This is a genomic window from Vreelandella glaciei, from assembly GCF_013415125.1.
In the GTDB taxonomy this organism is placed as follows: Bacteria; Pseudomonadota; Gammaproteobacteria; order Pseudomonadales; family Halomonadaceae; genus Vreelandella; species Vreelandella glaciei.
In genome coordinates this window covers 24,748-38,666 of sequence record NZ_JACCDE010000022.1, presented here as the reverse complement: position 1 = coordinate 38,666, position 13,919 = coordinate 24,748, and the positions used below count along the sequence as shown (strand labels likewise).

Here is a 13,919-nt window from a genome sequence, read left to right as displayed (position 1 = left end):
AATGCGGATTTGGGCCCTCGCCTGGCCAATCATTCTTTCTAATATCACCGTTCCGCTACTTGGGTTGGTCGATACCGCCGTGGTTGGGCATCTGCCCGACTCTCGCTATCTGGCGGGCGTTACCCTGGGTGCGACTCTCTTCAGCTTTCTCTATTGGGGCTTTGGTTTCTTGCGCATGGGCACCACGGGATTAGTCGCACAAGCCATGGGCCGTGAGAGCGACACGGATGTGCGCAACCTGCTGGGACAGTCGCTGATCATGGCACTGGTGATCGGTACCCTGCTGATTGTGTTTGCCTCTCCGCTGATTACGTTAGGCTTGTGGCTATTGGATGGTAGTGAAGTAGCCACCGATTTAGCGCGTGAGTACGCCCACATCCGTCTCTGGTCAGCGCCAGCGGTACTTGCCAACTACGCCATTTTGGGCTGGTTTTTGGGGCAACAGAACTCACGCGTCACGCTGATGATTCTGCTGCTCACCAATAGCGTCAATATCGTGCTGGATTTATGGTTTGTGGTAGGCCTGGGGATGACCAGTAATGGCGTAGCGTGGGCCAGCGTGATCGCCGACTATAGTGCGCTAGCGTTTGGCAGCTATTTAGTACTGCGCCAATTAACGAGGCTAGAAGGACATTTTTTGCGCGAGCGTTTGCTTGCCCTAGCGGCTTATACAGCCCTATTCAACGTTAACGCTAACCTGTTTGTGCGCACGCTTGGCCTGCTGTTTGCCATGGCGTTCTTTACCGCCCAGGGCGCCCGCCAAGGCGACACGGTGCTCGCCGCCAATGCCGTGCTACTGCAATTTATCATGCTCACCAGCTATGCCCTGGATGGCTTTGCCCATGCGGCTGAATCCCTGATTGGGCGCGCCTATGGGCGCAAAGATTGGCGTGAGTTTGCCGCTACCGTGCGCGCCGCTGCGGTTTTTTCTTTCTGGACGGCTGGCGCTGCCGCTTTACTGTTCGCACTAGGCGGCAATGCGCTAATTGCGCTTCTCACTGGTCTTGAAGAGGTACGTACGACGGCAGCACACTACCTACCATGGATGGTGATCATGCCGCTGTTCGCCGTATGGAGCTATCTACTCGATGGCGTATTTATTGGCACCACCGCCGTTAGTGAAATGCGCAACAGTATCTTTATCGGTCTTGCCGCTTATCTACCCACTTGGTGGATCACTCAGGGACTGGGTAACCACGGTCTATGGCTTGCATTCATGCTCTTTACGCTGGTTCGCTCGGCAGTACTCATTCATTATTATCGACGCTACCGGCGCACACACTGGTGCTAAGATGGCCGCCATTAATGGCAGTTGCGTTAACGTGAGATGTAGCGGGCAGCTTCAACGTGAAAAACAGCGCGCTCGCCCGTATATTAGCTATGCACCTCCTAGACACTGACTAGGCACTTTCTAATAATGAATAAAGAGAGCATCCCATGCTTAAAATGATCTCAAAACCGGCCGTAAAGCTGGTGGAGCGCTATCTACCCGACCCGTACATTTTCGTTCTGCTGCTGACGTTAATTGCCGCGGTCGCCGCGATCGCCATTGAGCGCCAAACACCGCTAGCGGTTCTGCGCTTCTGGGGCGATGGCTTCTGGGGTTTACTGACATTCTCTATGCAGATGCTGCTGGTGTTGGTTACCGGTTTTATGCTGGCTAGCTCCCCGCCGGTAAAACGTATTCTGCAAAAAATCGCTGGTACGGCTAAAACACCCGGTGGCGCCATCATTCTGGTGACGCTGGTTTCCTTGGCGGCCAGCTGGATTAACTGGGGGTTTGGTCTTGTGGTCGGCGCGCTGTTTGCTAAAGAGCTGGCCCGGCTGATTCGCGTTGACTATCGGCTCCTCGTTGCCAGTGCCTACTCGGGTTTTGTGGTGTGGCACGGCGGCTTGGCAGGTTCGATCCCCTTGACCATCGCCACCGAAGGCCATTTTACCGCTGACCAGATTGGCGTCATTAGCACCGGCTCAACGATTTTCGCCTTCTTCAACCTCGCCATTGTGGTCTGCCTGTTTATCGCCATACCACTGGTGAACCGTATGATGCTGCCGGATGAGAAGGATAGCGTCTACGTCGACCCCAGCGTACTGAACGACAAGCCAGAGCCGGTAGGACGCATTACTCGTCCGGCAGAACGTCTTGAAAACAGCTTGACCCTTTCCCTACTTGTAGGGGTGCCTGGCGTGCTGTTCTTGCTTGATCACTTTTTGCTGCGCGGCGGCGGCTTGAACCTTAACGTCGTTAACTTCCTGTTTCTGTTCCTTGCTATTGTTCTGCATCGCACGCCACGCAACCTTCTCAACAGTTTGAATGAAGCGATCAAAGGCGGTGCGGGTATTGTTATTCAATTCCCCTTCTACGCTGGCATCATGGCCATCATGGTTCAATCAGGGCTGGCTGAAAGCATGTCTGAGTGGCTGATCTCATTTGCCACCGCCAGCTCACTCCCCTTCTGGTCATTTATCAGCGCTGGGATTGTGAACCTGTTTGTCCCTTCTGGCGGCGGCCAATGGGCCGTACAAGCACCAGTGATGCTCCCTGCGGCTCAAGCGTTAGGTGCCGACATTTCACGGGTGGCCATGGCAGTCGCTTGGGGTGATGCCTGGACCAACCTGCTGCAACCCTTCTGGGCGCTACCGGTACTCGCTATTGCCGGGCTGAAGGCAAAAGACATTATGGGCTTCTGCCTGATTCAGCTGTTTATTACCGGCATTATCATTTCAGTTGGCCTAATGTGGTTTTAAAAAACAGCCAATGACTGCCCGCCGCTCAGTTTGCCCGGCATTTGGGCGGCGGGCAGTGATAACAGAAGGAACACCGCATGTCCGAGACGGAAACCAGCGCGAGTACCGCTATCAATACTGCCCTGCCTGGGCAGCACGAACTCTCCATGACGGTATTAATGACACCTGACATGGCGAATTTCAGCGGCAAAGTGCATGGTGGCGCTATTCTTAAAAAGCTCGATGAAGTCGCGTTTGCTTGTGCTAGCCGTTATTCAGGTCACTATGTGGTGACACTGTCGGTAGACCAAGTCCTGTTTAAACAGCCGATCCATGTCGGTGAACTGGTCACGTTCTTAGCCTGCGTCAATCATGTGGGCCGCTCATCAATGGAAATTGGTATTAAGGTCGTGGCCGAAGATATTCGCAATAAGCTAATCCGCCATACCAACAGCTGCTACCTCACCATGGTCGCGATTGATGCTGAGGGCAAACCCGCCAGCGTACCGCCACTCACGTTGGCAACACCGCTGCAGAAACTACGCTTTGAAAAAGCAGCGCTGCGCAAAAAGTTACGCAAACAGGCGGAGCAAGAAGAGCTGTTGACCCAACAACAGCATCAGTCGCAGGCTCAGTAACAACCGTTGTAACGCCCCACCATAAGGAGTTCGCATGCCTGCCAGGGAACGCTACCCGCACCTGCCTAAAGCGGTCGAATATGCCCATATCGGTTGGGATTTTTTCATTCTGACGCTGGTGGTGATTAACCTCGCGCTACTGCTGTTTGATTCACTGTTTCTGCTCGGCCCTATTAACCAAGGCATCGCCAATCTCGCGCCCGGTTTTCATACTTTCTACGATGAGGTGATTCATAGCCGCTTCATCACCATCGACTTGGTATTTGTCAGCTTTTTTATCGCCGATGTACTGTTGGGCTGGTCAATTGCCATTGCCGAGCGGCGCTACCACCGCTGGTTTTTCTACCCCTTCGTGCACTGGTATGACGTGCTGGGCTGCATTCCCCTCGCAGGCTTCCGCCTGCTGCGTATTCTACGCGTGGTATCGTTAATCAATCGGCTGCATCGCCTCGGCCTTATTGATGTTACCCACTGGTATGTCTATCAATTTGTTGCCAAGTATTACGATATTCTGCTGGAGGAGCTTTCTGACCGTATCGCGCTACGGCTATTGGGCAATGTACAGCAGCAGATACGCGCCAGCGATTCGCTGACCGAGCGCGTGATTGAGCGTGTGATCATGCCCCGCAAGTCGCAGCTGATTCATGAGATTGCGCAGCGGTTGGAGAGCACTATCGGCAAAGCCTATCAGCACAACCGTCAGTCCATTATGGCGGCGATCAGCGATTTGGTTAGCCGTACGCTCCGGGAAAGCCCCGAGATTCAGCGCCTTAACCGCCTGCCCATGGGGCAGCAGGCCACCAGCGCTATGGAGGCATCACTCAGTGGCGTCGCCCAGCGACTAGTCGATGAGCTGCTGCTAGGTATTCATTCCGATGAGTTTAGGCAGTTAGTTGAGCGCACCGCCGACAGCGGCTTCGACACTTGGCTAACGGTTGACGAAGGCAGCAATCGCGTTACCGAGCAGGTGATGTATGACATTCTCGAAATGCTTAAAGACCAGATAAGCCATCAAGGCTGGAAAGACCGCTATGAATAATTCATAAGGTGGCGGGGGCTAACGGCCGCTCGCCCAAACAGGCGGCAACAATGCCCAATGCCTGAATGAGTTCGCTGCGATCCGCCGCGGCCCCAACACATAGACGAATGGCTTGGGGTGCGGGGGTGCTGCCCACACAAAAGGGCTCAGCGCTGCTTACCTTAACGCCCCGCTGCAGTAGCCGATCACACAGCTCTACGGCCCGGCTTCCCTCTGGCAGCGTCAACCATACATTACTGCTGTGGGAGCGCCCGCTTAGGGTAAACCCTTGCAGCCATTGGGCGGCCAACTGTTGACGCTCCGCTAACTCTTGAGTCTGCCAGGTAAGTAGTTTTTCCGCCGCGGCTTGGTTAATCCAGTGGCAGACCACGTCGACCATTAGCGGCGGCACCATCCAACTCTGGGCGCGCAGGCCAGTCGCTAACCGCTCGTGCAAACTTTTAGGCGCCCGCAGCACGCCAATTCGCAGCCCCCCCGCCAACACTTTAGCGGTGCTAAACACAAACAGTGTGCGTTCTGGCGCAAGCTTGTAAAGAGGCGTACCACGCTGCTCAGCGGGTAGATATTGCACGCCGTCTTCAATCAGCCAGATATCATGGCGCCTCGCCAGCGCCACCAGCTGTTCGCGACGCGGCGCGCTTAAACACGCGCCGGTGGGGTTGTTCTGCTCCGGCGTAAGATAAATCGCTCTCGGCGGCTGCCGGGCACACTGCGCCTCCAGCAGATCCATGCGCATCCCTTCGCTGTCTTGACCAATCCCTACCAACTTGAGATGACCTTGCTGCGCTGCGCTGATGGCACCGGGGTAGGTCAAGGCATCGGCAGCCAGCAGCTCGCCCGGCCGTAGCAAGGTGCTGAGCGCCAGACTAATGCCGTGCTGGCCACCTTGGGTGATCAGCAGTTCATCAGCCATCAGAGACATGCCTAAGGTATTTAACCAGCGAGCCAGCACCTCACGATGCTCGCGACGCCCCTGGGACTCTTGGTAGGTCACACCCCGCGCTAATGCTGCACCGGATTGGCTTAAGGCGAGCAGCGCTTCGCTCAACAGCGACTGTCGCAACGGGTGGGGCGGAGGCAGGCTAAGACTTAAATCGATCACACCGGCCGTTTCATCAGCGGGAAACGTCAGGCTAACAGCGTTGTCTTGCGTTTTGCTCCTCACATAGGTGCCGCTACCCACCCGTGCCGATACCCAACCGCTGCGCTCAGCTTCAGCGTAACCCCGGGTTACCGTGCCGATGGTCACCCCTAGCGCATCTGCCAAACGGCGCTGGGGCGGCAAGCGCTCCCCAGGCAGTAGTTCACCTGCCTGGATAGCGGCTTCAATGGCGCTGGCAATAGCGCGATAGCGTGAACCAGAAAACTCAGCGAGCGAAGGCACCCACATTGTCATGGTGACAATAAAACCTTTGACGTTAATTTAATCCCCATTATGCTAACAATAGGCGCTCTAAAGCAATCCTCAACCACAAATTGTATGGATACAATAAAATGAACAGCGAATGGGTAATCCTCGGTCCGGCCGCGCTCTATATGATGTCGATGACGCTTACCCCTGGGCCAAATAACGTTATGCTTACCGCTTCTGGCGCCAACTTCGGCTTTAAGCGCACATTGCCGCATATGTGGGGAATTTTAGGTGGCTGCTTTTTACTCTTTGCGGGCATAGCGCTGGGCTTGGGCGTGCTGTTTGAACGCTACCCTGCAATTCAAACCGCGTTGCGCTGGGTAGGCAGCGCGTATTTGCTCTATTTGGCTTGGAAAATTGCCAGCGCCCCGCCGCCCAATCTTAAGGCACAGGCTCATAGCGTACCGTTTACGTTTTGGCAGGCTGCGGCGTTTCAGTTCGCCAACCCTAAAGCATGGGTAATGGGACTGGCGCTGATGGCGGGTTTTCTACCCGAAAGCGGCCAACCGGTATTTAATGCATTGTTACTTGCTGGCTTTGCTGAGATGGTGGCGCTGCCCTGTATTGCGCTATGGGCTGGCTTTGGTAGTGCAATTGGGCAGTGGATCAAAACAGATGCCGCGTGGCGGGCGTTCAACATCACCATGGGCGTGTTGACCGCCGCCTGCGTCGTACTGATCTTAGGTTAGCCGCAGCGAAGTTCCTCGATGACATCTTGATCATCAAGATGAATATTCAAACGATCCGGGCGGTGGTCCATGGTGGCGGCCTCACCAGGGCGCAATACGCGCGCTTGACGAGTGCTGCTCTCACTTTGTAACTGCGACCCCATTGCTTCATCGAACGGTTCGCCGATGGCGTATTGGATAGCCTCAAGATCGCAGGCAGCTGCCTGCTCTTGATTAGATCCGTTGGGCGTTACCGTTGGCGGCGGTGGCGCAGCGTCTACGTCGTCGTTGGCTGGAGAAATCGGCATTTGCGAGCTAGCACAGGCCGTTAGCAGCATTGCACAAGCGCCAACAGCAGCGAGCTTAGCCAGAATAATACGGGGTTTCATCCTTGAATCTCCAAAAGTAGATTATGAGGGTAGGCTATAAATCCAACGGGCCAGGCGTTAGCCTAGCCCGTTGGATACCACTTGCTTTAAAACGCAGTCTTACTTATTCAGCTGCATCTTGGACGGCTTTACCGCCCTCTTGCACATCTTGGCCAGCGCCAGAGATGGTATTACAACCCGTTAGCACACCCGCTGTCATCAGCAGCATAAAGCTCATGGCCAATAATTTTTTCATTTTTCCGTTCTCCTTAACGAGTTATTCAACATCGGGAAACTCCGCTGGCAACTTAATTTGCCACTTGGGAGTTTTTTCAGGGTAACAGCGTTTTGGCAATCGCGCTCGTTTTCCCTACGTCACTGCGCGGCTGCTATGCTAACAATCATCTAACCGCTGTGTGGAGCCTATCATTTGATCAATTTCGAGCTAGATGAACGCCTTGCCGCCGACACCTTACCTATCGCCGACCTCCCATTAAGCCGCGTGCTGTTAATGAACGACGCGCGTTATCCCTGGGTGATCCTAGTACCGCGCCACGCTTCTATCAGTGAAGTGTTTGAGCTTTCTGCCAATGACCAGCAGCAGCTTTGGCGCGAGGCCACCCAGCTAGGCGATGCAATGAAAGAAGCGCTGGGTGGGGACAAAGTTAATATTGCCGCGCTCGGCAATGTGGTTAGCCAGCTGCATGTGCACGTTGTTATTCGTCGGCACAGCGATGCAACCTGGCCTGCCCCTGTTTGGGGCAACGGCTCACCTAAACCTTACGATCTGGATGAGCAAGCGCAGTTACGCGACCAACTGCTGGCGCTTATCAATGGACTGGATGTGTAGCCTACCCGTTACCCCGTTAATGGATGGCCTTGCCGCGCAGGTGGCTCGTTGAGAAGTGGCCCACTCGCAGGCTGGGCGATACCCGCAACGCTAAGTGAAATACCCAGTACGACAATCAGCGCTCCACCGGCCAGGGCCACCCAGCCGGTGGCTTTTTGCACGCTGCGCTGGCTGTGCTGCTGTTTAGACAATCGCCGCTGCGCCCAGCCACGGGCTAAAATACTGGCCAGTGCGAGTGCTGACACCGTGAGCCCCGTGCCCAGCGACATCGCCACAACAGACGCCACGCCGACTGCGAACTGGCCGAGCAGGCTAGCCGCCCCCAACATTAACACTGCCCCACTACATGGGCGCATCCCTATGGCACCGACCGTCATTATCGCCGTGCGCCAATCTAACGCCTGCTGCGGCTCAATATGGTGAGCACCGCCGCAACAGTGGCTATGATCATGGCTGTGGCTGTGGCTGTGGCCATGGCTATGTTCATGGTCTTGATGATGCTCGTGGCCTGGGCTGTGCGCATGAGCCCCTCGCTCAGGCTGATAGGCTCGCCGCAGTTGCTTGACGGCTCGCCAGCATAGCCACGCCCCTAGCGCCGCCACCAGCAGAAAGCTGGCCTGCTCCACCCAGGCAACGCTACCCATGGCCTGGCGAGTGATCCAGCCTAGGCCGTAAACCAGCACCACAACCAGCGCAATGGCGGTCACCCCTTGCAGCAAAGAGGCGGCAAACGACAGCCCCAGGGCGCGCTTTATCGCACCACCGTGGGTGGCTAAGTAGGTCGCCAGGACGGCTTTACCGTGCCCCGGACCGGCGGCATGAAAGACGCCATAGGCGAAGCTAACACTCAGCAAGCTCACCCACGTTGCCATACTGGGGGTGCGTGACAGTTCGGTAATCGCCAGCGTTAGCGAGCGGTGCAGATCACGCTGCCAGCCAAGTAGCTGATAGCTAACGCTCTGAAAACCGCCTTGCCAAACAATGATAAGCACTGCTGCGACTAGCAACAGGCCCAGCCTTAACCCTAAGTGACGTGTAAAGGGCCTTGTTAAGGGCATCTTAACGCTCCAACGCAAAAAATGTTACAAGATAACATAGCTATAAAGCAGCACGCCACTGCCTGTTTTCGAACAGCGCCTAGCGACAATCAACTTGGCCGGTTTCGGCAAAATAGCGCCCCAGGCCTGGCTCACCACTCTCATCCTTGTCGAGCAGCGCCGCTTGCATCACCAGTTCAGGATCCGGGTCCGCGGGGAGAATAGCCAACTCACAGGCAGGCTCGCCGTGCAGTATCAACGCATCATCCCGAGGCTGACCGCCCTCCTCCTCGTGCACCACTTCGATGTAGTAGGTGGGATCAAACACCTGGTAGCTAAGCAGGGCGTCTGTCAGCGGCTGCGGCGTTTCCAGCGGCAGGATAAACATAAAGGTCAGCCGCCCATCGCGCTCCATGGCGGTATACTCGCTTACCTCGCCCAATGCCTGGCGTTCACCGTTAATACGCACTTCAGTTAAGTAGTGCTGCGCGGCAAGGTTATCGCGAATCTCTTTGCCTAGCTGGTCGAGCCCCTGTTCGAGGCTGGCACCCTCTACCTGTTGGAGCTCTTCAAAAACCACCAGGCTATAAAAAGGATCCATACGCCAGGTTTGATGCAGGCCACTCACCACGCCCTGATCATCGGTGATGACCCGCACACTCAGATCGATCCAACCGTGAGGGTGGGCATGGGCATCGGGGCTGACCAGAACACTACTCATGCCAAAGCAAACGGCGACTACGCTACCTGCCCACTTCATGGCGCGACACCCAGTTTATGCTGCAAGGCGACCAGCCAAGGGTCGAGCAAATAGGGCGGCAGCGGCTGGTTGCCCCTCAACGCCGATACCCGCACACGGCTGCCACTGCCCTCTTCGCTCACCTGCAACTGCAGCCGATACTCCGGCCAGCGAGCAAGCGATGCCTCAGCCCGCCCCAGCGATAGATCCGCATGGCGAACCACATAGCCCTGCTCCACCATCAACTCGACGGCTTCGCGGAAGGTTTCTTCTGATGAAGTGCTATAAGCCAACTCACGGGGCTCCAAGGGCGTGGTCGTTGCACAGCCGACCAATCCACCCAATAGCCCAACTAACAACCAGTGGCGAAGCGTCATAACGGCCTCCCGGTGGCGGGGACGGTTTGCGTAAAGCGGGTTTGAAAACGCTGACAGAAATCGTCGTTGCTGGCACTGTAGGATTCGCGCAGATCACCCCAGTGATCAAAGCGGCGGATATCGCGGGATATGCGTATATGCGTATCGTCGACCAGTAGTGACACACGCTCAACCTCTAACGGCTGCTGGCCTACACCACCGCCAAAACTGCTCCCTATACCGAACCCGACACCGGAACCTCGTCCGATACCCAAGCCACCAAAGACCCGCATTCCGCGCCCATAGCCGTAGGCATCATCGTAAGGATCATAATAGCCGTGTAGCGCACGTTCCCGACTGGCGCTAATCAAACCCAAGGCGGTATCAGTAGAGTTCAGGATAAAGCCCCATTCGGTGAGCACCTCAACACTGGTTTCTAACGCCCGCTCATGATTGGCGGGAAAATAGCACGCAGCCGCAGGCGCTGGCTCCGCTTGCGGCAGGCGATCAGGAATCACTTGGCAGCCAGCCAGTGCTAGCAGACAGGTTAAGCTTATGGGTATCGACTTCATGTTAGATCCTCTAACGGACGAGGCCGCTGGTTTAGCTCGCCGAAGCTAGTCATGCTTAAATGAAATGACATTGTAGTGAAGACACTGTTTTGTGGAGAACGTGCTGATGAATGTTTTACTTTGCCCCGACAGCTTTAAAGATGCGCTGAGCGCCCAAGACGCCGCCGCGGCCATGGCGCGGGGCGTCAAGCGCGCCCTGCCAAGTGCCCAAGTGCAGGCCTGCCCGTTGGCTGACGGTGGCGAAGGAAGCCTAGATGCACTGATCGCCGCAACAGGTGCTGAGCGCCGCCAGCTGGATGTTCAGGATGCCCTGGGGCGCCCAAGAAAAGCCACCTGGGGCTGGCTTAGCGCCCAGCGTACCGCGTTTATTGAGCTGGCAGAAGCCAGCGGTTTACAGCACCTTACCGGCGATGAGCGCAACGCGCTGCATACCTCTACTTTCGGCGTGGGTGAACTGCTACTGGCAGCGTTGGATCAAGGCGCTGAAAAAGCGCTGCTACTACTCGGAGGCAGCGCTACCAATGACGGCGGTGCCGGTATGCTGCAGGCCTTGGGCACTCGCTTTTTGGATCAAAACGACGAACCATTACCTCCTGGCGGTGCGGCGCTTAGCCAACTGACCCGTTTAACACTGGATGGGCTAGACCCGCGGCTGGCTAGCCTCACCCTTGAGGCGGCCGTGGATGTTGATAACCCGTTGTTGGGGGTACGCGGTGCCAGCGCAGTATTTGGTCCTCAGAAAGGCGCCTCACCTGAGGAAGTCGAACAGCTAGACCGCGCGCTGGGCCACTTTGCTGACATTAGCGCTCAGATACTCGGCGAGGACTACCGGACGCTACCGGGCGCCGGGGCGGCAGGCGGCATAGGGTTTGCAGCCAAGGCCTTTTTAAACGCCACGTTAAAACCCGGTATCGAAATGATTATGCAACAGGCTGACATGGCAACGCTTTTGGCTAACGCGGATCTAGTGATTACCGGTGAAGGCCGCCTGGATGGCCAGAGCCTGGCGGGTAAAACGCCTATCGGCGTTTCCCGTGCCGCCAAGCGCCTTAACAAACCCGTTATCGTGCTGGCGGGCAGCCTCGGCGATGGCTGGCAAGCCTGTTTTGATGAAGGCGTCACGGCCGCCTTCGCGTTAGCCGATGGCCCCACGACGTTAGCTGATGCACTACCACGCACCGCCGAGCTACTCGAAGCGCACTGTGAAAATCTGCTGCGGCTGTGGGTGCATAAACTTTGAAATGCATAAACTTTGAAAAGCGTGCAGGCCTTGAAAAGAGCTCTCAGCGCCAGCATTTAAACTGTAGTAAAAGGGTAACGGCAGGCATCTAATGTCGTAGCGCTATGGCGGCGATGCAAAAAACCTGCTTTGCACTGAACCAAAGACGCCCTATTCTGAACAGATATTCTCAAGATTTGTGCTGAAAACGCATTAACCGCCGCACGTTGCGGCATAAAGAGGGAGCAGGATATGACTGACACTAATAGCATTGGCCTACACGAAGGTAGCGCTAGTCAACTCGCCGAAAAGCTCAACCACCTGCTAGCCAACTACCAAATTTTCTACATGAACGTGCGTGGCTACCACTGGAATGTACGCGGTAGCGACTTTTTCGAGCTGCACGCCAAGTTTGAAGAGTTCTACACCGACCTGTTAGCCAAAGTGGACGAAGTGGCCGAGCGTATCCTAACCCTGGGGCACAAACCGGTACACGCTTACAGCGACTACGTCACGCTATCGCGCATTCAGGAAGATAAAGACGTTCACGACGGCATCACCTGCGTTAAAGGCGTGCTGAAAGGCTATCAAACGATCATTGAGCTACAGCGCGAACTACTGGCGCTCGCCTCTGACGCTGATGATGAAGGCACCGCGGCACAAGCCGGTGACTACATCCGCGAGCAGGAAAAAACCGTTTGGATGCTTAATGCCTACTTGAGCAAGTAAGTGTTAAGCAGATAAAGGCGTTCGCTTAGCGTAAAAACGGCACCACTTGTTGGGTGCCGTTTTTTATGCGCGGCCATTCAAACGAGGAGGACTAGCGCTGATCGGCAAGATCCTTGATCAACGCCCGCAGCATCGCCCAAAACTCTTCAACCGATGCAAGCTCCACCCGCTCATCCGGGGAGTGAGCACCGCGAATTAGCGGGCCAAACGAGATCATGTCCAGGTGCGGATACTTGCTGCCCAGAATACCGCACTCCAGCCCGGCATGAACCACCTTCACCTCTGGCTCACGGCCCAACAGTGCCGCGTGGCGCGCTTTAAAGGTCGCCAATAACTCGCCATTGGGATTGGGCGCCCAACCTGGGTAGCTGTTTTCCACTTTTACCCGCGCGCCAATCAAGCCAAACAGCGCTTGAAAGCGATCCGCCATAGCGACCACGGCACTGTCGTGCAGCGAGCGAACCAATGCGCAGAGGTGCAGCCGCCCATTTTCCAGGCTTAATACGCCTAGATTATTGGACGTTTCCACCACGCCCGGCACATCGGCACTCATCCGTTCGACCCCACAAGGGGCCGCGTGAAGCGCGGCCAACAGCATGACACTGGCATCCAGCGTTAGCGGTTCTGCTTCGGGCACCTCAGTCAGTTGTTGGGCGTTGATTTTAAGGCCGCTATCGCCACTGCCCAGCTCTCTTAAAAGAATGGTTTCCAGCCCGGCGATGGCCACCAGCGCGGCGTCTACTTCATCGGCAGGTAGCGCCACCTGAGCAAAGGCTTCACGGGGGATTGCATTACGCAACGTGCCGCCGTGGTAGCTGATCAAGCGCGCATCAAAGGCTTCTAACGTCCTTAACACTCTAACCAGTAGCCGGTTGGCATTGCCCAGCGGCTTGTGGATATCGACACCCGAGTGACCGCCTTTCAGGCCAGTCAAGGCAATCTCAATGACCTGTTCGTGATCGCCAGCAGCGGCGCTCGGCAGTTGGGCATCAACTTCTACATCAGCCCCGCCCGCGCAGCCAATATAGACTTGCCCACGGTCTTCACTGTCCAGATTGAGCAGCAACGAGCCTTCCAGCCAATTCTCAGCCAGGTTCAGCGCGCCACCCATGGAGGTCTCTTCTTCCAGGGTAAACAGCGCTTCCAGCGGCCCATGGCGCAGCTCTGGGTCTTCCAACACGGCGAGAATAGCCGCCACACCCAAACCATTATCAGCGCCTAAGGTGGTGCCTTCGGCGTGCAGCCAGCCGTCGGCAACATAGGTGCTGATCGGGTCGCGAGTAAAATCGTGCGCATGATCGCTATTGGCCTGGGCTACCATGTCCAGGTGGCCCTGAAGCACCACGCCTGGGGCTTGTTCACAGCCCGCGGAAGCCGGTTTACGCAGCCGTAAATTGCCAAAAGCATCGCGGTCGTGCGTCAAGCCTTGGGCATCGGCCCACGCTTCGAGGATGGCGACGAGCGCCGCTTCATGCCCAGAGGGGCGTGGCGTATTACAAAGGGTTCGAAAGTGGCGCCAAACCAAGGAAGGCGCCAGCGCTTCAAGATGTGCGTTCATTAAAGACT

The 13,919-nt window shown here is 56.2% G+C and carries 16 protein-coding genes; 8 read left to right on the top strand and 8 right to left on the bottom strand.

Translation table 11 applies throughout. From position 1 onward, the window contains the following. The first annotated feature begins 1 nt into the window (after window position 1). The 4 genes from HZS80_RS14900 (at window position 2) to HZS80_RS14885 (ending at window position 4,404) form a co-directional block, all read left to right on the top strand. Window positions 2-1,291 carry an MATE family efflux transporter gene (locus HZS80_RS14900; protein ID WP_179916546.1) on the top strand — a complete coding sequence of 430 codons (1,290 nt, stop codon included), beginning with the start codon at window positions 2-4 and terminating at the stop codon, window positions 1,289-1,291. Window positions 1,292-1,437: 146 nt separating this feature from the next. Next, entirely contained in the window at window positions 1,438-2,748 is a 1,311-nt protein-coding gene (locus HZS80_RS14895; RefSeq protein WP_179916545.1) for a short-chain fatty acid transporter, read from the top strand. Between the two features lie 77 nt (window positions 2,749-2,825). Continuing rightward, window positions 2,826-3,365: an acyl-CoA thioesterase gene (locus tag HZS80_RS14890; RefSeq protein ID WP_035562020.1), complete on the top strand. Its 540-nt coding sequence runs from the start codon at window positions 2,826-2,828 to the stop codon at window positions 3,363-3,365. 34 nt (window positions 3,366-3,399) lie between these two features. After that, window positions 3,400-4,404, top strand: coding sequence for an ion transporter (locus tag HZS80_RS14885; protein ID WP_179916544.1), 1,005 nt, complete (start codon window positions 3,400-3,402; stop codon window positions 4,402-4,404). Between the two features lies 1 nt (window position 4,405). Here the strand turns inward: HZS80_RS14885 and HZS80_RS14880 are convergent, their stop codons facing one another. Further along, on the bottom strand, window positions 4,406-5,800 hold the full coding sequence (locus HZS80_RS14880; protein WP_179916543.1) for an aminotransferase-like domain-containing protein: 1,395 nt from the start codon (window positions 5,798-5,800) through the stop codon (window positions 4,406-4,408). A 98-nt stretch (window positions 5,801-5,898) separates the two neighbouring features. On the opposite strand from HZS80_RS14880, the gene HZS80_RS14875 reads away from it, so the two are divergent. Beyond that, window positions 5,899-6,504: a LysE family translocator gene (locus HZS80_RS14875; RefSeq protein ID WP_179916542.1), complete on the top strand. Its 606-nt coding sequence runs from the start codon at window positions 5,899-5,901 to the stop codon at window positions 6,502-6,504. Here HZS80_RS14875 and HZS80_RS14870 read toward each other — a convergent pair. Both HZS80_RS14870 and HZS80_RS14865 read right to left on the bottom strand, forming a co-directional pair. Continuing rightward, window positions 6,501-6,872 (bottom strand): I78 family peptidase inhibitor, encoded by a 372-nt coding sequence (locus tag HZS80_RS14870; RefSeq protein ID WP_035562007.1) that lies wholly within the window; start codon window positions 6,870-6,872, stop codon window positions 6,501-6,503. The genes HZS80_RS14875 and HZS80_RS14870 overlap by 4 nt on opposite strands. 103 nt (window positions 6,873-6,975) lie before the next feature. Next, complete coding sequence (locus tag HZS80_RS14865) at window positions 6,976-7,107, bottom strand: entericidin A/B family lipoprotein (protein WP_027958626.1); 132 nt, start codon at window positions 7,105-7,107, stop codon at window positions 6,976-6,978. A 174-nt stretch (window positions 7,108-7,281) separates the two neighbouring features. Here HZS80_RS14865 and HZS80_RS14860 point away from each other — a divergent pair, with 174 nt between their 5' ends. Beyond that, the gene (locus HZS80_RS14860; RefSeq protein WP_035562004.1) at window positions 7,282-7,701 is read left to right on the top strand and encodes an HIT domain-containing protein; all 420 of its coding nucleotides are present in this window, start codon (window positions 7,282-7,284) and stop codon (window positions 7,699-7,701) included. Between the two features lie 8 nt (window positions 7,702-7,709). Here the strand turns inward: HZS80_RS14860 and HZS80_RS14855 are convergent, their stop codons facing one another. The 4 genes from HZS80_RS14855 to HZS80_RS14840 all read right to left on the bottom strand — a co-directional run bounded on the left by HZS80_RS14855 (window position 7,710) and on the right by HZS80_RS14840 (window position 10,405). Continuing rightward, window positions 7,710-8,759 carry a nickel/cobalt transporter gene (locus HZS80_RS14855; RefSeq protein WP_179916541.1) on the bottom strand — a complete coding sequence of 350 codons (1,050 nt, stop codon included), beginning with the start codon at window positions 8,757-8,759 and terminating at the stop codon, window positions 7,710-7,712. A 79-nt stretch (window positions 8,760-8,838) separates the two neighbouring features. Further along, window positions 8,839-9,498 (bottom strand): DUF1007 family protein, encoded by a 660-nt coding sequence (locus HZS80_RS14850; protein WP_179916540.1) that lies wholly within the window; start codon window positions 9,496-9,498, stop codon window positions 8,839-8,841. After that, window positions 9,495-9,854: a hypothetical protein gene (locus HZS80_RS14845; RefSeq protein WP_179916539.1), complete on the bottom strand. Its 360-nt coding sequence runs from the start codon at window positions 9,852-9,854 to the stop codon at window positions 9,495-9,497. The genes HZS80_RS14850 and HZS80_RS14845 overlap by 4 nt, the downstream gene beginning before the upstream one ends. Further along, window positions 9,851-10,405 (bottom strand): hypothetical protein, encoded by a 555-nt coding sequence (locus HZS80_RS14840; RefSeq protein ID WP_179916538.1) that lies wholly within the window; start codon window positions 10,403-10,405, stop codon window positions 9,851-9,853. The genes HZS80_RS14845 and HZS80_RS14840 overlap by 4 nt, the downstream gene beginning before the upstream one ends. A gap of 106 nt (window positions 10,406-10,511) precedes the next feature. Between HZS80_RS14840 and HZS80_RS14835 the strand changes: the two genes are divergently transcribed. Then, on the top strand, window positions 10,512-11,645 hold the full coding sequence (locus HZS80_RS14835; RefSeq protein WP_179916537.1) for a glycerate kinase: 1,134 nt from the start codon (window positions 10,512-10,514) through the stop codon (window positions 11,643-11,645). A 231-nt stretch (window positions 11,646-11,876) separates the two neighbouring features. Then, complete coding sequence (locus tag HZS80_RS14830; protein ID WP_035561994.1) at window positions 11,877-12,353, top strand: Dps family protein; 477 nt, start codon at window positions 11,877-11,879, stop codon at window positions 12,351-12,353. A gap of 91 nt (window positions 12,354-12,444) precedes the next feature. Here HZS80_RS14830 and HZS80_RS14825 read toward each other — a convergent pair whose 3' ends face one another. Further along, a complete protein-coding gene (locus HZS80_RS14825) occupies window positions 12,445-13,911 on the bottom strand; it encodes an aminoacyl-histidine dipeptidase (RefSeq protein ID WP_179916536.1) in 1,467 nt (488 codons plus the stop codon). Window positions 13,912-13,919 lie beyond the last annotated feature (8 nt).